Annotated in this window: 14 protein-coding genes and 2 pseudogenes; 13 read left to right on the forward strand and 3 right to left on the reverse strand. The window is 56.5% G+C overall.

What is annotated here, in order from left to right:
• Window positions 1–160 precede the first annotated feature (160 nt).
• The 3 genes from ACIQUH_RS19045 to ACIQUH_RS19055 all read right to left on the reverse strand — a co-directional run bounded on the left by ACIQUH_RS19045 (window position 161) and on the right by ACIQUH_RS19055 (window position 2669).
• Window positions 161–1510: a sensor histidine kinase gene (locus tag ACIQUH_RS19045; RefSeq protein ID WP_400817821.1), complete on the reverse strand. Its 1350-nt coding sequence runs from the start codon at window positions 1508–1510 to the stop codon at window positions 161–163.
• Window position 1511: 1 nt separating this feature from the next.
• Window positions 1512–2186 (reverse strand): response regulator transcription factor, encoded by a 675-nt coding sequence (locus ACIQUH_RS19050; RefSeq protein ID WP_400817823.1) that lies wholly within the window; start codon window positions 2184–2186, stop codon window positions 1512–1514.
• A gap of 198 nt (window positions 2187–2384) precedes the next feature.
• Window positions 2385–2669, reverse strand: a complete 285-nt coding sequence (locus ACIQUH_RS19055; RefSeq protein ID WP_262517887.1) for a YMGG-like glycine zipper-containing protein — start codon at window positions 2667–2669, stop codon at window positions 2385–2387.
• Between the two features lie 120 nt (window positions 2670–2789).
• On the opposite strand from ACIQUH_RS19055, the pseudogene ACIQUH_RS19060 reads away from it, so the two are divergent.
• The 13 genes and pseudogenes from ACIQUH_RS19060 to ACIQUH_RS19120 all read left to right on the forward strand — a co-directional run.
• Window positions 2790–3013, forward strand: a pseudogene (locus tag ACIQUH_RS19060) (RNA-splicing ligase RtcB); the annotation flags it as partial.
• 495 nt (window positions 3014–3508) lie between these two features.
• Window positions 3509–3811, forward strand: a pseudogene (locus ACIQUH_RS19065) (alpha/beta family hydrolase); the annotation flags it as partial.
• 870 nt (window positions 3812–4681) lie between these two features.
• Complete coding sequence (locus ACIQUH_RS19070) at window positions 4682–4840, forward strand: SH3 domain-containing protein (protein ID WP_400818046.1); 159 nt, start codon at window positions 4682–4684, stop codon at window positions 4838–4840.
• Between the two features lie 1009 nt (window positions 4841–5849).
• Window positions 5850–7157: a hypothetical protein gene (locus ACIQUH_RS19075; RefSeq protein WP_400817826.1), complete on the forward strand. Its 1308-nt coding sequence runs from the start codon at window positions 5850–5852 to the stop codon at window positions 7155–7157.
• Between the two features lie 416 nt (window positions 7158–7573).
• On the forward strand, window positions 7574–7777 hold the full coding sequence (locus ACIQUH_RS19080; RefSeq protein ID WP_113082095.1) for a cold-shock protein: 204 nt from the start codon (window positions 7574–7576) through the stop codon (window positions 7775–7777).
• Between the two features lie 215 nt (window positions 7778–7992).
• Window positions 7993–9159, forward strand: coding sequence for an IS110 family transposase (locus ACIQUH_RS19085; RefSeq protein WP_400817828.1), 1167 nt, complete (start codon window positions 7993–7995; stop codon window positions 9157–9159).
• A 477-nt stretch (window positions 9160–9636) separates the two neighbouring features.
• The gene (locus ACIQUH_RS19090; protein WP_400817830.1) at window positions 9637–10269 is read left to right on the forward strand and encodes a hypothetical protein; all 633 of its coding nucleotides are present in this window, start codon (window positions 9637–9639) and stop codon (window positions 10267–10269) included.
• A 203-nt stretch (window positions 10270–10472) separates the two neighbouring features.
• Window positions 10473–11585, forward strand: coding sequence for a GTP pyrophosphokinase family protein (locus tag ACIQUH_RS19095; protein ID WP_400817832.1), 1113 nt, complete (start codon window positions 10473–10475; stop codon window positions 11583–11585).
• Window positions 11586–11846: 261 nt separating this feature from the next.
• Complete coding sequence (locus ACIQUH_RS19100) at window positions 11847–12071, forward strand: XRE family transcriptional regulator (protein ID WP_400818048.1); 225 nt, start codon at window positions 11847–11849, stop codon at window positions 12069–12071.
• On the forward strand, window positions 11995–13260 hold the full coding sequence (locus tag ACIQUH_RS19105; protein WP_400817834.1) for a cysteine desulfurase family protein: 1266 nt from the start codon (window positions 11995–11997) through the stop codon (window positions 13258–13260). The genes ACIQUH_RS19100 and ACIQUH_RS19105 overlap by 77 nt, the downstream gene beginning before the upstream one ends.
• Window positions 13253–14203: a DUF4007 family protein gene (locus ACIQUH_RS19110; protein WP_400817836.1), complete on the forward strand. Its 951-nt coding sequence runs from the start codon at window positions 13253–13255 to the stop codon at window positions 14201–14203. Before ACIQUH_RS19105 ends, ACIQUH_RS19110 begins: the two co-directional genes overlap by 8 nt.
• Complete coding sequence (locus ACIQUH_RS19115) at window positions 14196–17654, forward strand: hypothetical protein (protein ID WP_400817838.1); 3459 nt, start codon at window positions 14196–14198, stop codon at window positions 17652–17654. The genes ACIQUH_RS19110 and ACIQUH_RS19115 overlap by 8 nt, the downstream gene beginning before the upstream one ends.
• Window positions 17644–18498, forward strand: a complete 855-nt coding sequence (locus tag ACIQUH_RS19120) for a phosphoadenosine phosphosulfate reductase family protein (RefSeq protein ID WP_400817840.1) — start codon at window positions 17644–17646, stop codon at window positions 18496–18498. The genes ACIQUH_RS19115 and ACIQUH_RS19120 overlap by 11 nt, the downstream gene beginning before the upstream one ends.

An 18498-nucleotide genomic window follows, 5' to 3' on the forward strand; every position in this document is an offset into this window, starting at 1 on the left:
CCGGTGTGTTTGGCGCCCATTGCAAAGTCAACCGGGCGACAAAGAGTGCTTGCCAGGTTGATGGCATGCCAGAGATTGCCCGCGAGACATTGAGTGCGATAGTGGCCATATCCACGAATGAAACCGTCTCATCGACCAGCCGGCGCAACCGGCGGGTTCCCTACGGCTGGCGGAAAACGCGCATGTCGCGCCAGCGCACCACAAAGGTGCTGCCCTTGCCCGGCGCGGAGGAAAGCTCGACATAACCGCCATGGCGGGTCACGATCTCGTTGACCATACTGAGCCCCAGGCCCGCACCTGAGCCGTGAGGGTTGACCCGGTAGAACGGCTCGAATATGCGCGAATGCTTGTCGCCGGCAATTCCACAACCCTGATCGGCGACAGTCACGCTGCCGTCAGCCTCGATACCGACCGATATCTGTCCTCTTCCACCTCCATACTGGACTGCATTCCGTACCAGATTGACGAATGCACGCTCCAGAGCTTCGGCATCCCCGGGAACGAACAGGTTTTCCGCGTTGCTGTCGAATGAAATCTCGTAGCCTTCGGCGATGGCCAGGGGAGCAAGGTCGGCGACCACCTTCGATACGACTCTGTTGAGTTCGACAGGTGCATTCTGCTGAGGCTTTTGCCGGTACTTCTCGGTGTCGAGGAGCTGGTTCGCGATCGCTGTAAGTCGCTTGATGGCCGTCTGCAGGTGTGTCTTGTCCGCACCTGGTGAAAGAGTATCGATTCTCACCTGCAGGACAGCGATCGGCGTTCTAAGTTCATGCGCCGCGTTGACGAAGAAGCGCTCCGTCGCCTCGAAGCCACTATCGAGACGACGCAGCGCCCTGTTGATGTCGCGCACCAGGCGAAGCACCTCATTGGGCAAGCCACGCTCTTCCACCAGGGCGCCGCGTGTATCGAGATCAATCCTGTCGAGACGCCCCGTCAGATCGCTGAAGGACCGCAGCGCCCAGCGTGTGACAAGCGGAACGCCAATCAGGGAAATGGCGATAAGGATCAGTGCCGGCACGCCGATGGCAAGGTTCCCCAAGAGCACGGTCACACCATATTGGGACATCGAAACACCGCCGGCAAAAATCGTTGCCTCACCGGCCTCTGTGTCGAAACGCTCCATGCGGGCGACACTCAACGGATCGTTCAGATCACCATGGAGCTCGACACTTCTGAACGTCCGCAGGAATGGCACGTTGTCGGCAATTTTCCCGGGAGGCGCACCGTGTGCAAGGACAATATCTTTGCCGAGGTCTGCCACGAACCACAGGTCCGGCGCTTCCTCCATAATCTCTTTAAGTTTGGCCGTCGGCACAAGATGGGCCCGGCCATTCGGCTCGAGACGGACCGAGTCTGCGATTTCCTGAGACAGCCAGATGGACGTGATCGCCACATCGGGCTTGAGGCCAGAAAGAAGATAGAAAACCAGGCTGAGCGAGGCGATGACCGCACAGAGCTGCAGGACAATAAAACCAAAAGTGAATCGCCAGCGAAGGGATGTGCTGGTCATCCTATTTCTGCTCATAAAGGTAGTAGCCTATGCCACGAATGTTCTTGATAACAATGTCGGCCTCCGCTTCGCCAAGCTTTCGGCGCAGGCGAGACATGTTGGACTCCAGTGAATTCGACTGGATCTCATCGTCAAAGGAATAGACCTGGCCCTCAAGGGACGAGCGCAACACGGTACGACCACGGTTTCTCAGAAGCGTTTCGATGATAAGCAGTTCCCTGCGGGTGAGCGCAAGCCTGATGCCGTTGACATGCACATCGCATGAAACACGATCATAGGTGACGTTTCCCGCCGACAGGACGAATGGGCCGGTTGTCGGCACCCGCCTCAGCACAGCGCTCATTCTGGCAATAAGCTCGGGAATTTCGAACGGCTTCGGCAAATAGTCATCAGCGCCGTCATTGAGGCCGGAAATTCGCTCGTCGGTCGACCTCAGAGCGGAAATGATGATCGATCGCGTATTTGAACTCGCGCTACGCAAATCGGCGAGAAAGGTACTGCCATCACCATCCGGCAGTTGCCGATCGATAAGGACAATATCGTAATCCGCCATAGCGATCGCTTCCCGCGCCGTTGCCAGATTTCCAACGGCGTCGAGAACGATGCCGTGCTGCGAGAGGGCTACCCTCAACGCATCCGTCATTTCCGGATCATCTTCGATAAGTAGAAGTTTCATAGTGGCCTGATCGTGCAAGTCCCGGACAGCTGTTCTCAAGAATTCTAACAGCAAATTTATATGTGTGTTTCAGATAAACTCGACTGCCATGACCGACTGGCCGCCAAGTCAATCGGCGGTTCAGATGTCCGGCACCGGGGAACCGAAACCTGCTGAGTATCCAGCCGGCTTTTAGTCCCCGTCGCCAAGGCCAGCCCCTTATCGGCAGCGGCCGTAGTTATCCCGATATCTGCAACCGTAATCGCGCCGGTCCCGATTTTCCCAGTGATCGCGACGGTTCCTGTCGTTTCGTTCACTGATGTTCCCAATGACCGCCCCTCCCGCGCCGCCTGCGGCGGCTCCCACTGCAGCGCCTTCCCAAGTGCCGCTCGCCAGCCCGCCGATGATAGCGCCGCTCGCCGCACCAATGCCGGCGCCCTTTTCCGTCTGGCTGCAAGCCGTCAGCGTCAAACAAACGAATATGCCTGAAATGATCTTTTTCATGTCTGTCCTTTCGATCCATCGCCGCTACGGTCGCCCGTCGACCGTGGAGACGCACCAAGGTGCAGACATATGGCCACCGAAAATTACGTGGAAGTTACGCAGGACCTTCGGCGTCGATACCGGTCGATCTCGCGCAGCGCTCCTATGCGGCAATTGTCTGCGGAGTCACGCTGGCTCAGCCCGAACAACATCGCGGCGATCCAGGAGAGGGAGACAAACGGCCTCGACGTGCGCTTCTTCTCCGGCTTCGCGGAAGTGTCGGAACTGCCAAGTGCCTACAACCGTTCGGGAGCATCATGGCCGGTGACTGGCAGAAGAACGCGCCTTGGCGGAAGAAGCGCCAGAAACATTGGGAAGGCGACAACTTCGCCTTCCCAATGTGCAACCCGCTTGAAAAATGGTCGATTAAACGATCGGACCTTTGGCATAGCGCCATTCAAAGGCGCCTCCATCCAATCGTCGGCAATTGCGCGTGGGTTTAACAGCCTGATATTCAAGAAGTTACGAAACCCACAATTGCTGGCCTCGCTCTTTTTATACTGTGTTTCCCAGCTCAAGACATCCCTGAATTCGACGGTTCGAACTAAGAAGTAACCCATGAAAAGAAATCGTGAATTCCTATCGCCCGAGACGCGTAATCTTCTCAGTTCTCTGCATCCGAGGGCCGACCCGGAATGCATGATCGGGACGATCCTTCAGCAATTCAAGGCGATTCCGCCGGGATCGATCGCTACCGCGTCTCTTCAAATCCGGCACGACGCTGGCCTTTATGCTGCTCCGATGGGTTCCTTCTGGCTCGACCTCCGAAGCCGCACGACGCCTTGAGACTTCTCAAGTAAATGCCGGGCCTGGAGTTCATCTACATCTTCCATTCCAACGGCTACGTGCGAGAGATTTCACTCAATAAGATTTCGGTCGATTACATGACAGCAAGACGTTCCATCGGAAAGCGGTCCCCGCCCCCACGCGCCGAACTTCTGAAGCAGGAATATGGAGCTATGATCGATGAACTCGGTTCGCAAGGAGCCCTCGTCATCGCGGGAAAATCCATGGGCGGACGCGTGGCAAGCATGATCGCGGACGAGCTTCGCGATACGGGCAAGATTTCGGGACTGCTTTGCTTCGGCTATCCATTCCAACCCGGCCGGGAATTTCGCGCAGCTGCCACGCCTAGAGTTTGGCGCGGCGTCCGTTCTGTCATAGCCGTGTCCACCGGTTACGGAAGGGTGCAGGGGCCGCCCCGTTGGGGCGGCTTGCGGGGTAGGATTCCATCTTAACTGAGGTCCATGATCGGCAGCAGGCCATTCTGCAATGCCGCTTCAAAGTGTACGTCGGGAGGTTTCTGAACTACTCAGATAGGGCAAATTTTACTGCACCGAAGGCATTCGTTGCGAAACTGCAAATAAAATCTATACAAGTATTTCTTTCAGTATTTCATAATGGAGCGATGATTGCGGTACATCGTAATATTAAAATGCGCTGGCGAGGAAATTCCAGTTTTCGAAGCCGATGACATTACTCGGTGTTTCGGTTGGATTAGGACACAGACCAGGAAATTCCCTGAAATACAAAAAGGGAATTACAAGATTGTGGACCGTGATCTCGATAACGACGCATCACCAAATACCAATTTCTGGTAGGCTCAGGCCGGACATCACATAGTCGGCAAATCCCGGTTGCGGGTCCAACTGGATTTTGAATTGCGGAGATGGCGACCGGTCTGACGGGAATCGTATCAGCCGAGGGTATGTCCCCAACTCCGCATGCGAGTCGTTAAACTTGTTAAATGTCATTTTCAATACAAAGAAAGCGCTACCATTACAGACCAACACTTGAAAGCATTGGCGCAGAAAGTCGAAAATGTCGACTCCACCGCAGCCGAGACTGACGTCGTAGTTCCCTCTCTCCCGCCACTGATCATGAAAGAGATAAAATCAACACCCCAAATCGCGATCGCTCCAGTGTCGGATCAAAAGAACGCAAGACCTGCGAGAACTATAACCAACCTAAACATGCACAAAGCGCCTAATCCGACGTCACCATTGATTGAGATACTGCCGACCGGGACTGTGGTCGCCGTCATAAAAGAGGAATCCGGATGGGTGCACATTCTTGTGACGGAAACCGGCCGAGATGGATGGGTAAACGCGAAATTCCTTCGGAGCGATTAACTCACAGGAGGAACACTAAGCTCTTGATGGCAATCGAACCGGAACACAGCAGTTTGATTGGCAAACCATTGATACGTATCAAAACTTCCGTGCTCCGGCTTCCGCTGCCCGTCCGCCGACTGCCATCGCACGACGTGGCTCGACGAGATCAAGTCCGGGGGAAGTTGCACCCCTTTTGTAGTTTGAAAGCGCAAGCAGGATCAGCTCGACTGCGAGGACGAAGACGAAGCACGGCAGCTTGCTATCCAACCCGGAAGAGTTGATAGACGAAGATCCTGATCTGTCCAGACTTCCATCACCGGCATCGGAATTGCGCTGCTTCCTTCGCCGCACGCCGTTGTCGCGATATCTCATTGGTGTAGCACAGGCCCGGCACGCCGTATCATATGAGTGACAGCAAAACAGCTTGCAAATCCAAGGCAAAGGCGCTGTAACGACGGCAATGTTTTTTCAGAATGTGATTGAGTTCAATGGGTAGAATTCGCCCTCCAAGGCGGCTCGTTGTCGAGCGCTCTCGCGACAATCCCAAGCGCCGGCTTTGCTCATCGATACCGGGGGATGCGGAGCGCGACGATCTGTGCAACGCAGTTAGATATAGCCCCTACTCCAAGCACAAGTACAATCCGATTGCTTATGGATTGAAATCTTATGTTGGTCCTGATGTCGAGCGCACCTATTGCGACGAACATGCAAAGTTCGCTCAGGCGGATATTTCGAGGATTCCGCAGCTGCTGAAGCGAGGACTCCATCTCGGCCTGCAGTCGGAGCGAGCCGCGGGAGATGTTCCAGCGATGCTCTGGACAATCGATGACAATGGTTGGATTTACGAACTACGCATAACAAATGCGGGCCAGGCGGAATATCATGGATACCCGCTCCTACAGAATGACGCTTTCGCTCGACAAATTCTCGCTCGTTCGCGAACGGTTGCTTTCGCGCAAGGAGGATTTACAATAACAGATGATGAGAATTTTAGGGCCGCTATCGAGGCCGCAGAGGCTTTTTATCGATGATCGACACTCGTTTCTTCGAACTATCCGCCAACTGGTCTGCAGCCGGTAGCGAAGTTGCAGAGATTTCGCTTCGGTTGGGCGACAGGGTATTGTCCCGTATCGCCGATACGGAAAAAAAAGCCATTCGGGACTATTTCAGAGCTTCTGCTACCGGACTAGCCTTGTGGTTCGTTGATAATTGGTGGCGCCTGCGGTGGGAGACTATCAATGGCTCTCATTCCGTGTCAGCGGACTGGCGCCTGCGACACGAGTTGAACTCTGCGATGGGCGGCGCGCTATGGCCGCCGGTTATGATCTACAGTTCGGCGGATCGGATCGTGTTTGCACCAAGTTTCGGGAAGCGCTCGGCAGGCGGCCCACAGCAATATGTCGACATCAATGGTGTCGGGATGGTCATGGCCGACGAATATGAGAAGGAGCTCGACGCCTTTCTCCGGGTCGTCATCGAGCACTGTGCGGGCTCAGTAGACGGCAAAGCGCTTGAGGCACTTTTCGGTCAGGTCTTAGCCGAACGGAGAGACCCGGAACTGGCGGGGTGGAGAAGGCTTGAAGCCTGTCTCGGATATGATGCCGACGAAGCGCCGGACGATGTCGTCACCGCACTAATCGATTTCGAGGGGTTGGCCGGTGAAGAGGGCGTGGAAGAGGCAGCTCGCGCCAGGCCTGGTGCAGAATCCGCAACGATACTTGGGCAGGCGATCGAAGCAACGCGACTGTCGGATGCGAAAATCGACCTCAGTCTCGCAACCAAGATTGAGAAGGATCAAGAACTTCCCGGTACGGCGGCCCCGTGGCGATTTGCGGAGAGCGCGGCGGCAAACTTGCGTGCGATGATCGGCGCGCGACCTGGGCAACTGCGGAGCGGTAGTCTTGCTGATATCCTTGGAGCGCGTTGGGCAGACTTGAAGAAAGCGACGGCGACTGCACGTCAACTTCCCTATGGCGTGCGGATGTCTGACGATTCTGACCGGACCCGTCTGTCGCTTCAGACTTTGCGTCCGAAGGACCGTCGTTACGAGCTAGCCAGAATCTTCGGCGATGCCGTCTGGAAATCTGGGGCTGAGTTCGGCGTTGTCAGCCGTTCGAACACAGATAGACAAAAATTCCAGCGGGCCTTTGCGCGAAGCCTTTTATGCCCGTTCAATGACCTGCGGCATGAGCTCGACGTCAACAATCCCACGCCAGAAAGCATCGAAGCTGCCGCAGAGACGTTTTTCGTTCACGAGTCGGTAGTAAGGAACCAGCTCGTTTACAAAGGATTTTTGCCCTTTGAAAACGCGACCGAGGAAGCTGAGGCCGCGTGAACTAAGCGGTACGATCGCCTTGCATGGGCGAAACTTCCTATTTTGGAAGCATTAGGGGCTATATTCCACTCTCGGAGCTTGGGGATGTCGCGCAGAACGCGTTGCTCGATGAACATACCCAGTCGTATCCACTCGCTTCAACCAACCCGGCTCTCTCGCCCTAAATATCTAGCCTTGTTCCCGGATGGCTCGAAAACTTTAGTGGCCGCGCGAGTACGCTAACTGTGATTTGGGACAGATGAGATCCCGGATATGGCAAAGCCCATCCTCCAGGGTCAGCAAAGCTCACCGGAATCGATCGTCATCGACATTCACCCACAAAGCAGCCAACTACATGCTCACAGTTGCTAGAGAAGCGTCACCGCTGTAGTTTCCGCTTCGCAATTTGGACGAATGACACAGGAGATAGGTCTCTCATGCCAACGGGTACGGTTAAATTCTTCAACGACGACAAGGGTTTCGGTTTCATAACGCCTGAGAATGGCGGACAAGATGTATTTGTTCACGTGTCTGCCTTGCAACGCGGCGATTCGCTCCGCGAAGGCGATAAGGTCAGCTTTGAGGTGGGGCAGGACCGCAAGACTGGAAAATCGAAGGCTGAGAACGTCTCAGTCCTCTGATCGAGAATCGTAGATTTCCCAGCCTGCCTCGGGCGGGTTGGGCTCAGCACGACGATGTTGTTGCAGACCGGAGCGACGGGCTGAAGATTTGCGTGCGACCTTTTCGGGTGCAGGGACGACGTCGTACCGCCCAAGCTCTTGAGATCCCATCAGGGGTGAGTGCGGCCTGCACGGTGGCAGAGTGAGGTCGCTAGAAAACTCTCTGGAGGCCAACCATGCCGATAACAGCAGATCAATCTCAAGCGCAGACCACTACTCTCGTCGATCTTGGCGCAATTTTCGTCTCGTTGGAATTAAGCAAGTCAAAATGGCTGGTGACGGCTCTGTCACCTGGCAGCAAGAAAATGTCCCGCCACACCGTCAGCGGAGGCGATATCGCCGGTTTGTTTGCATGCTTTACAGCGCTTCGCCAGAAGGTCAAACGGCGAAAGAACACATTGTACCCATTGGTCGTGATCCAAGAGGTCGGGCTGGATGGCTTCTGGTTGGGACGAGTGCTGAGCAAGGAAGCTTGGATAGAGAGCCACATTGTAGAAGCCGCATCGATTGCCATGCCGCGCCGGCATCGCCGGGCAAAGACCGACCGCATCGACGGTGAGACGCTGATCCGCGCTTTGATCGCATGGAAACGCGGCGAGCCGCGTGCGTGCTCAATGGTCAGGCTTCTCACACCCGCGGAAGACGACAACCGACGGATTGGGCGGGAGCGGAAAAATCTGATTGCCGAGCGCGTCTTCCACGTCAATCGCATAAAGGGACTACTCTTCACACAGGGAATTCGGGAATACGAACCTGTCAATCGAGATCGCCGCCAACGTCTGGATGAGCTTCGAACTGGCGATGGGCGTCCGCTATCAAAACACCTGAAGGCCGAAGTCTGCAGAGAACTCGATCGCCTCGAATTGTTGCTCACACAAATCAAGGCTGTAGAAGCAGAGCGAGATGCCTTGATTGTCCGCGAGACGTTGGAGACACCGAAGGAAGCGACCGCTCTTTTGGGCATCAAAGGAATAGGGCCGGAATTCGCTACGATACTTTACACGGAAGGGCTGTTCCGACACTTCGACAACCGACGCCAAATCGCCTCGTATGCAGGCCTTGCCCCCTCCCCTTGGCAAAGCGGTAACGTCAACCGCGAACAGGGTGTATCCAAGGCGGGAAATCCGCGTTTGCGAGCAACCATGGTAGAGCTCGCCTGGCTATGGCTGCGGCATCAACCGAAGTCGGCGCTAACTTGCTGGTTTAAGGAGCGCATCGCTCAAAACAGCGGTCGTCTGAAGAAGCCGATGATGGTGGCGCTCGCGCGTAAGCTGCTTGTGGCTCTCTGGAAGTATGTGAGCGCCGGTGTCGTGATCGAAGGTGCAATCATGAAAATCGCTTGAAGCCGGAAGTGTCTGTGAAACGAAAATTCGAATCCTCAGGACCTGATCAGTCCTGACGGATCCAGGTGGACGGACCGGGAATCCTTTTGGCCTTTAAACGCCGATCTTGAGTTTGGTCCCGTTCTCCTGAGCCCGTGCCCGTCGAATGCGGGAAAATGGTGCAGCCGCTAAAAGTGGCGACCGGATGTGAGGTTGTATAGGCCCGAGAACCGGGCCGGTAATGCTATGGGCTCAGACCGCGGATCCGCTCACCAAGGAGAAATTCGATGCCACTCGAATGAACAATTGACAAAAATCCTGATGTGAAAGGATTCGAACCGGCAACACTCGTCCACCTTTTACAAGCCACTGAATTCCTTTGCGACTATCGGCACAAGCTCCGACCATGGAGGTGTCGCTTCATACAGGAGGCTGTGAACGGAAGATTCACGCTGCCTGTTTAAGCCCAAGATGGCACAGATGGAATGGATGAATGATATGGACACGATTGCCAAGCGCCTGAACAACTTGACCCGCGATCAACTGCTGGAGCTCTTGGATGACGTTCACCCTGGAGAGATTCCGATTGGAGCGGTTAAGCGGCGATCCCTGGCGATTCAGATGAAGGGACAAATATTCAGAATCGGAAATAAGTTTGCGACCAATGCCTTCGTGCTCACTCGCGGTAAATTGCGGCTGGTGTACGTCAGACCCTCATACTTTCAATATCGCCGTGTAGGTCTGGACATTTTCGGCGACGAGTATTCCATCTTGGACTTCGATCACAGCCTGGGACGCGCCGTCGCACAAAGCTATAGTGTCAACTACGTTCTCTTGCTTGCTATCGACAAAAAAGTGAACCGAGGCCATGGAGCATATGAAAGAGTTTCACCTCTGTCGGATTGCAGTCCTCGCAAGATTGATCTCCGTAAGCACTGTTTTGTCGACCCACGCGTGATGAACAAATGGTTGGGACTGCCGGCAATCTCCAGCGTCCACGCACGCAAGTATGAACGCTCAGATGCGTCAAAACCCAGTTTGACGGACGAACAACTGCGTAGCGTGATCAAAGCGCTAGGTTATGGCTCCAAAGCGATTGAGCAGCCCAATCTTACCCGGATCTATCGTTAAGCGACCGGAACCAAGGCCCCGGCCAAGAAGACACACCCCTTTCTCCGTTGGACAAGCGGATCGTCAGTGACGGTGGATGAACATGCAAATTCACCGGAGAGACAGGCTTGGATTGGCCTAACGACGGTGACGTGGGCCTGTAAACACGGTTTATTAAGCCACCCAGTATACAACCGGAAGGATCGATACTGAGGAGACTGGTTGTGCCGCTTGACGCCAAAATGGTCATGGAATGCTGTGAGGAATATTCGAACTCACACGACCGCCTGACGAAGCTTGTTCTTTACGTAGTCGCACTGCTTGAAAGCGAGCTGAAGAAGCGTAACATCTTGGCAAGAGTTGCGGGTCGGTCGAAAAGCGTGGACAGTCTCCGCGGTAAGCTCACCAAGTGGTCTCAAGACAAAAAGAGAGCGTCTCTGTTCAAGACGAGAAGCGACGTCTTCGCGTGTGTCGGAGACCTGGCCGGCGTCCGTGTCATGACATATACTGAGCATGACCGTGAACTTGTGTACAAACTGGTCAAGGAAATTTTTGCAAGCCCTGCTGGCAAGACTGATTTCGATACGGAACGCAAGGAAGAAAGCGCGCGTATTCAACGGGACAAATCCAATTTTTACCGCGCAACCCACATGCAGGTCTGTCTCCGGCCAGAACATCTGACTGAGGGTTACTTTAATCTGAAGGGCAGTCACTGCGAAATTCAGATCACCAGCATGCTTGCACACGTCTGGAACGAGATTGAGCACGACATGCGGTACAAGGGAGACAGCCGATCTCTAAGCGACGATGAGATTCTGATGCTCGACTCGCTAGGCCTTTTGACGAAGTCAGGCGATCACATCATCTCGAGCCTGATCAATGCTAACGCTCGGCGGGTGGAGGCACAGCGCCAGCAGGAATTACTGAGCAAGGGCCGGATCAAGGATGTGAAAGCGCTTTCGGAGGCGCTCGAGGAGCATTTCGGGCCGACCGTTTCTGGCAAGACGCTGAACTTTCGACTCAACGCCGATGCCCTCTGGGATACGGTCGAAGCATTGAAACTTACGCAACCCAAGGATCTTTTTCAGGTCCTCTCCCCCGCTCTCCTACAGGAAACAGTCAAGAAGACTCTTCCGGCATTCGCCAGGCACCTGAAGGCAACAAAGCAACTCCGCCCAAAGCTTGTCGCTGAAAGCTGCGACCTCTTCCTGATCGCCTTGCTCAAAGGTTCTCACGCGACGATCGCCGGTGTTCCCAAGACTAACAGGGGGCCAGCCAAGCGTCACCTTTTCTTCGCGACAGCCTTCGTCGAGTTTGAGGCGTCACAGGAAGCCTGATCACGACCAATCGACAAGGCTATATGCCCCCAGCAACTCAGGACCGTGCATACTGCCGTTGCGGATGCACGACACCTGTATAAAAGCTGTGGTTGCACGCGTTGAAATGAGTATTTAATCTTGCCCCCTCTATGGATAATTTCCCATAGTGTCGCCAGCGAATCATGTCCGGAGCAGGCCGTGCGGCAAGTACAATTCAACGCGATTTCTCTCAGCACAGGTCCGCTTGCTGGCCAGGACGTGCGCAGTTGTCTTCGCGCGGTGCTTCGTCAGATCATTACGGATTCGGGCCTCAGCCAGACCCAGGCGGCCAAGTGTTGCGGCACGGATCAGCCGACGCTTTCGAAACTTCTGTCAGGGCGCAGTGATAGCGTCAGTGCCGATCAGATGCTTCGTTGGATGGTTGTGCTTGGATGTCAAATCGAGATCAACGTCTACCCTCGGCAGCAATCGCCTGGGAACATCAAGGCGACCCTCCATGAATGAGATTGCACCGACAATGCCTTCGCGGGTCGTGACTGACCGAAAATCGGCGATCTATCTCGACCACCATGCCACGACCCCAGTCGATCCGCGCATTCTTGCAATTGCCGTCAATGCAATGACCTCGGAATTCGGCAACGCCAACGGCATCGAAAACATTCATGGCGAGACAGCGGCAGCACTCGTTGCCCGAGCAAGGCAGCAAATTGCCGATAGCCTCGCCGTCGAGCCCGATGAAGTGCATTTCACTTCCGGATCGACAGAGGCGATCCAGCTTGCGCTCGCGCATGCGGTTGCTAGCAAAGGCGAAGTTCTGCGCGTAGCAGTGAGCCGCGTCGAGCACAAGGCGGTTATCGACACGGTCTGCCATGCCGAACGGCTTGGACTTGCCAAGGTTTTCTGGGTCAATGTAGACCAGCATGCTCGCCTTGACTTTGCCAGCCTGAAGGCCGTACTCGACCAAGACATCGATCTTCTCTGCGTCATGGCGGCCAACAATGAAGTCGGGACGATTTATCCGCTCCAGCAAATTGCCGATGCCGCGCAAGCTGCCGGCGCGGGCCTTCTTGTCGACGCGACCCAGGCAATCGGCCGCATCGAGCTCAACGCCTCGACGCTATCATGGGACTACCTGATCCTCAGCGGCCACAAGATATATGCCCCGAAAGGGGTCGGCGCACTTGTCTCTCAGGTCTTTGATCCATCTCTTCAGTTCGGACTTCACGGTGCCCATCTACCGACGCCCAATGTCGCGGGAATTGCGGCCCTGGGCATGGCCTGTCAGATCATGATGGAAGAAGGGGTCGCCGAAAGCCTGCGCCTTCGTGCCTTGCGCGACCGTCTGCAGGAAAAGATGATTGCGCTGGCTGGGCCAGTTATAGTCAATGGCGACCAAGATAACCGTCTTGCCCATAATCTTCACATTGCGGCGCTTGGCGCACCGAACGATCTGGTGCTCGCCCGTCTGCGCGGGCGCGTCTCGATTTCCACAGGGTCGGCCTGCAACGCCGGCGCGCAGGAGCCGTCCCATGTCTTGCGGGCCATGGGAATGGCCCCCGATATCGCCGAAACCTGCCTGCGAATCGGGCTTGGCCGTTTCACGACCGATGACGAGATCGGTCGCACCGCGACCGAAATAGCGGACGCGATCAATGATGTCCGCAAAATGCTGTCTGGAGTAATCGATGTTTGACCTTGCGATCTCGAACAACCAGCCGGCCTACCGCTTTTCCGGACATGAGACTTTCGCCTGCCGCTATGCCTGGCTCCCGAAGGCCTACCGGGCAATTTCGGCCGATCCGGGTATTTTCTTCAACGAAGACGCCGCCATGGTCGAGCTTGGCATCGGCAAAAACATGGTGCGCTCGCTGCGCTTCTGGGTGGATGCGATGGGAATTGCTCGACCGGCGCCGGACAGAACCCATCGCATCACCGATATTGGCCATTTCGTCTTCGGAGAAGATGGCGCCGATCCATTTCTGGAAGACATCCGGACACTCTGGCTGCTGCATTGGAACGTCTCTTCCCGCGCGACACCTGGACTATTTGCCTGGCACTATCTGCTCGGCGCGTGGCCGTATTCGGAGTTCTCTCACAGCGAGGCGCTCGCAGCGTTCGTGCGGCAATCGCAGCGGATGGGCTACAGCCATTCAAGCATTACGCTTAGCCAGCATCTAGACGTTTTCCTCCACACATATCATTCGTCGCGTGGCGCCCGTGTAGGCGTCGAGGACTCGCTTGACGGGCCACTCGTCGAGTTGCGGCTGCTGCAGCAGAGCGGCGAACGCCGTAGCGAGTCCGGCCGCTGGGAACCAGTCTATTCATTCCGGCGCGAAACTAAGCCCGATGTTTCCAACGCCCTGTTTGCCTACGTCCTCTTGGATTACTGGGACAGGACAGCCCCAACCGAGAAGACAATGCTGGTGCGCAATGTTCTCTCGGCGGCCGGGGCCCCGGGCCAAGTGTTCAAGTTGCCGGAAGAGGACGTTCGCGCCCGTCTCGAAACCTTGTCGAAGCGTGGAGCCCACGGTTTGACCTACCGCCCATCGGCCATCCAGGGATTGCTGACGCGCGATAGCGAAATCAAGCCCGACATTTCGGCAATTTTTGCGAAGGGAGCCACATCCAATGGGTAAGGAGACCAATGGCGTGATCGCCGATCTCATTTCCGTTCCAGGCCGCTTCCTGCGATCCGTACAGCTGGAGAAAGACTTCCGCGATCAGGCGGCTCTGGAAGGCTATATCGTCACACCGCCGATGGTCGAAGCCTTGAGACGGATTATCGAGAGTGCGAAACAAGGTTCGAAGCGGCGTGCATGGCGCGTAACCGGCGACTATGGGGTCGGCAAGTCGAGCATGGCGCTCGTGCTCGCGCGGCTGCTGAGCGGTGCGACCGGAAACGATGCCGACAGGATCGCCGCAGCCATTGACTGGTCGGGGCGCGAAAACACCAAAAAATTCCTCCCCGTCTTGGTCACTGGCGCCCGGGAGGGAATCGCGGCAGCTGTGGCGCGCGGCGTGCGGGATGCCCTGGATTTCAACAACGACACTCCTCCATTCGGGACGAGCCTCGATGCCGCGTTGCGTGAATGTGAGGCCGAGGGCTGCGTGCGCACCCTTGAGCATATGGTGTCGCAGCTGGTCAAGGAGGCCGCAAAGCAAGATCTCGCCGTGTTGCTGATCATCGATGAGATGGGCAAGCTTCTTGAACACGCGGCCCTTAATCCCGACCGCGAGGATGTGTTCGCGCTGCAGCGCCTGAGCGAACTTGCTGCCCGCAGCGGCGACCATCCACTTCTGCTGGTCGGCATCCTGCATCAGGGGTTTCAGGCCTACGCCGAGCGTCTCCCGCTTGCACAGCGCCATGAATGGGACAAGGTTGCGGGGCGTTTTGAGGAAGTCGTTTTCGACCAGCCGCTAGTCCATACCGCGGCCCTTGCCGCCGGCGCCCTGGGCATCGACACGGCAGCACTGAGCAGCACGATCGTGGCGCAGGCGCGTTCCGCGATCGACGGGACGGCGCGGATCGGCTGGCTTGGCGGCCGGGGATTTTCAGTCGACCCAACGAGTTTTTATCCGTTGCATCCGGCATTGCTGCCGGTCATGGTTCGGTTCTTTTCGCAATTCGGTCAGAGCGAACGCTCGCTGTTCGGCTTTCTTCTGTCGAGCGAGCCGATGGCGCTACAAGCGTTCGCCGCGGCCACGCCTATCGGAGCCGACACGTTCGACCTGTCGCGCTTCTACGACTACGTCCGAACGTCCTTCGGTCACCGTCTGGCGTCGGCGAACCATCAGAGCCAGTGGCAGAGGATTGTCGCAACGATCGATGCGTCGGTGGATGTCGATCCGCTGGCGCTGAAAATCCTGAAGACCGTTGGTCTGCTCAACCTCCTTGATGCCGACGATCTCCTGCCGACCAGCCAAAGTCTCGCCGCGTCCTTGTCCGCCTTTGGCTCGAAAGCTGTCGATGCCGCGATCGAAACGTTGACTCAGGCCGGTCTGCTCTTCAACCGAGGCGGCACAGGTGCCTTCCGGCTGTGGCCGAATTCAAGCATCAATCTGCACACCTATGTCGAGCTGGCAAAACGCGCTGTGGGTGCGGCCGAGGAAGTTGCGCCGGTCCTTGGCGGTTTCCTTGACAGGCAAATGATTCTGGCCCGCCGGCACTATCTCGAAACCGGCACGATGCGGTATTTCGAGCTTCGCTACGCCTTCGCCGAGGATCTTGGCAAAGTTGCGGTTGCGCCTACGGACGCTGATGGCGTCATCGTTCTGTCGCTTGCTGATCGCGGCGAGCAGCAACTTGCCGCCAAGGCGAAGACAGTGGATCCGGAGATCGCTGGAAATCCGGCCCTTGTGATCGGCATGCTGCCCCCGGTATGGCATCTGGCCTCCTACATGCGCGACGTCACGATCTGGCGGTGGGTCGAAACCAACACTCCCGACCTTGCTAGCGACGACTTTGCCGCAGCTGAGGTGCGCCGGCAGGTGAGACAGGCTCAGCAAGCGCTGCAACGCGAGTTCGAGGCGCTTTCGGATCCCGCCTCCGGAGCCAAGATTGACTGGATTTATGCTGGCGAGGCTTTCGCGGCCGCTGGAAATCTGCCGCGCATCGTTTCAAAGCTCTGCTCGGATCTTTATCCATTTGCGCCGCGTGTCGAGAACGAACTGGTAAACCGCAATGCGTTGAGCAGTGCCGCGGCCGCCGCGCGGATGCGTCTGATCGAGGGCATTTTCCGCTCGCCCGACAAGCCGCTGCTTGGAATGGACGAACGTAAGGCTCCGCCGGAAAAGTCCATGTATCTTTCGGTTTTGCAGCGTGGTGCCCTGCATGTTGCCGACGGCGAAAGCTTTGCCCTGCAGATACCGCCGGCCGGCGAGGACCCACTTCATCTGCGCCCAAGCCTTTTAGAAATTCTGCGCCTCATTCACGAGGCAAAGGGATGCCGCGTCGCCATCACGAACATTCTGGCGGCACTATCTGCACGGCCCTTCGGTGTGCGCCAGGGTCTGGCCCCGATCCTGCTCGCCATCGTCGTCAGGGTTCACGGACATGAATTCGCCCTTTATGAGAACGGCACGTTCCTTCCAAAATTCGGAGACATGGAATTCCTGCGGCTGATCAAGGCACCACAGTCGTTCGAGATCCAGCATTGCAGCGTAGAGGGCGTACGCTCAGACGTCTTCATTCGCCTGGCCGACCTCTTCGCCCGCGGAGTGGAAGGACGCAAACCCGCCCTCCTGGATGTCGTCACCGAACTTTGTCAATTCGCGGCCAAGCTTCCTGAGTTCACGCGCAAGACCAAGTCGCTATCGCCGGCAACCCTTGCCGTGCGCGACGCACTGCTGTCGGCGCGCGAACCGGCGACGCTGTTGTTTGCCGATCTTCCGCATGCCTGTGGACTGCCCGTGTTTCGGGGAGAAGACACAGAGGCGGCGCTTGTCGATGCATTCATCGAGCGCTTCACCGACGCGGTCAGTGAGCTTCAGAACAGCTATGGCGAATTGATCAAACGTATTGTCCAGCGGACGGCCGTTGCGATCGGTCAACGGCCCGAGCAATTCGACCGCGTTGCGCTGGCGTCCCGCGGCGCACGCGTTTCGCTCGCCGCGCGGGAGCCGAGGCTGCGAGCCTTTGCATTGCGGCTGCGCGACCCGGCGCTGCATGATGAGGCCTGGGCAGAGTCGCTTGCAAGCTTTGTGGTGTCAAAGCCGCCGGGACGCTGGCTGCCTGGCGATGAGGCGCGATTCATGGACGAAATGGGCGGACTTGCCGAAGTGTTTGCGAAGGTGGAGAGCGCGGTATTCTCCGCGCCCGACGACCGTCCGGATGTGGACGCCATCAGGCTCAACCTGACACGCGGTGACGGGCGTGACCTGCTGCGGGTTCTGCATCCCGTGACGCTTGATGCCGATGATGAGGATTTAATGCGCACGCTTGCAAAACGTCTTCCCCAGGGAGAAGCCCAACGTGTCCAGATCTTGACCAACCTTCTCTGGCTCGAGCTTGAAAAATCAAAGGACAGTGAGCCGGCTGTCGAAGCTGCGGCCGATAGCACTTCAACGAGAACACAGAATGATCACTGATTATGCCCCCAAGATTTCGGCCTCTTTCGGCGCAGAGCCTCCCCGGCATATCCTCAGCCTCTCCGGCGGCAAGGACAGCGCGGCGCTGGCGATTTATCTGCGGGACCGCGTTCCTGAGATCGAATACGTCTTTCACGACACGGACAAGGAACTGCCGGAGACATACGATTACATCGGCAGGCTGGAGGCCATCCTTGGCAAACGCATCCACAGGACAACGCCTACCGACAGTTTTGACCACTGGCTGACTGTCTACAAGGGCATGCTGCCGTCGAACCATCGACGGTGGTGCACCAAGATGCTCAAGCTGAAGCCATTTGAGGCCTATGTCGGAGATGGCCCCGTCATCAATTACGTCGGTCTGCGTGCCGACGAAAACCGATCGGGGTATATTAGCACCAAGTCCAATATTCTGGCCGTCTATCCGTTTCAGGACGATGGACTAGTGCGAGCCGATATCATCCGGATTCTTGAAGATTCCGGACTGGGACTACCGCAATACATGGATTGGGGCCGCTCGCGTTCTGGCTGCTTCTTTTGTTTCTATCAGCAAAAAATCGAATGGGTGCGTCTGCTGGAAACCCATCCGTCCTATTTCGAACTTGCCATGGAGTATGAGGAACGTGCTGTGCAGTTTGGCGAGCAGTTTTACTGGTGCCAGAGTGAGTCCCTGCGCGAACTTGCAATGCCGGAGCGAGTCGCCAAGATCAAGTCAGACTGGGAAAAGGCGCAAGCCAGAAAAAAGGCAAATCGAAAGTCACTCTCCTTGGTTGAAACCCTAGGTGGTCTCGAAGTAGAAGACGACAGCCATCTTAGAGACGGTTGTTTAGTATGTTCGATCTAA

The sequence above is a fragment of the Agrobacterium sp. NPDC090283 genome (assembly GCF_044769685.1).
Lineage (GTDB): Bacteria > Pseudomonadota > Alphaproteobacteria > Rhizobiales > Rhizobiaceae > Agrobacterium.

Excerpts from the sequence above, each read along its gene's own strand:
- ACIQUH_RS19110 (WP_400817836.1), top strand. The coding sequence starts at position 13,253 with ATGTTTGACCTTGCGATCTCGAACAACCAGCCGGCCTACCGCTTTTCC.
- ACIQUH_RS19090 (WP_400817830.1), top strand. The coding sequence starts at position 9,637 with ATGGACACGATTGCCAAGCGCCTGAACAACTTGACCCGCGATCAACTG.
- ACIQUH_RS19085 (WP_400817828.1), top strand. The coding sequence starts at position 7,993 with ATGCCGATAACAGCAGATCAATCTCAAGCGCAGACCACTACTCTCGTC.
- ACIQUH_RS19050 (WP_400817823.1), bottom strand. The coding sequence starts at position 2,186 with ATGAAACTTCTACTTATCGAAGATGATCCGGAAATGACGGATGCGTTG.
- ACIQUH_RS19115 (WP_400817838.1), top strand. The coding sequence starts at position 14,196 with ATGGGTAAGGAGACCAATGGCGTGATCGCCGATCTCATTTCCGTTCCA.
- ACIQUH_RS19120 (WP_400817840.1), top strand. The coding sequence starts at position 17,644 with ATGATCACTGATTATGCCCCCAAGATTTCGGCCTCTTTCGGCGCAGAG.
- ACIQUH_RS19045 (WP_400817821.1), bottom strand. The coding sequence starts at position 1,510 with ATGACCAGCACATCCCTTCGCTGGCGATTCACTTTTGGTTTTATTGTC.
- ACIQUH_RS19075 (WP_400817826.1), top strand. The coding sequence starts at position 5,850 with ATGATCGACACTCGTTTCTTCGAACTATCCGCCAACTGGTCTGCAGCC.
- ACIQUH_RS19070 (WP_400818046.1), top strand. The coding sequence starts at position 4,682 with ATGCACAAAGCGCCTAATCCGACGTCACCATTGATTGAGATACTGCCG.
- ACIQUH_RS19080 (WP_113082095.1), top strand. The coding sequence starts at position 7,574 with ATGCCAACGGGTACGGTTAAATTCTTCAACGACGACAAGGGTTTCGGT.
- ACIQUH_RS19055 (WP_262517887.1), bottom strand. The coding sequence starts at position 2,669 with ATGAAAAAGATCATTTCAGGCATATTCGTTTGTTTGACGCTGACGGCT.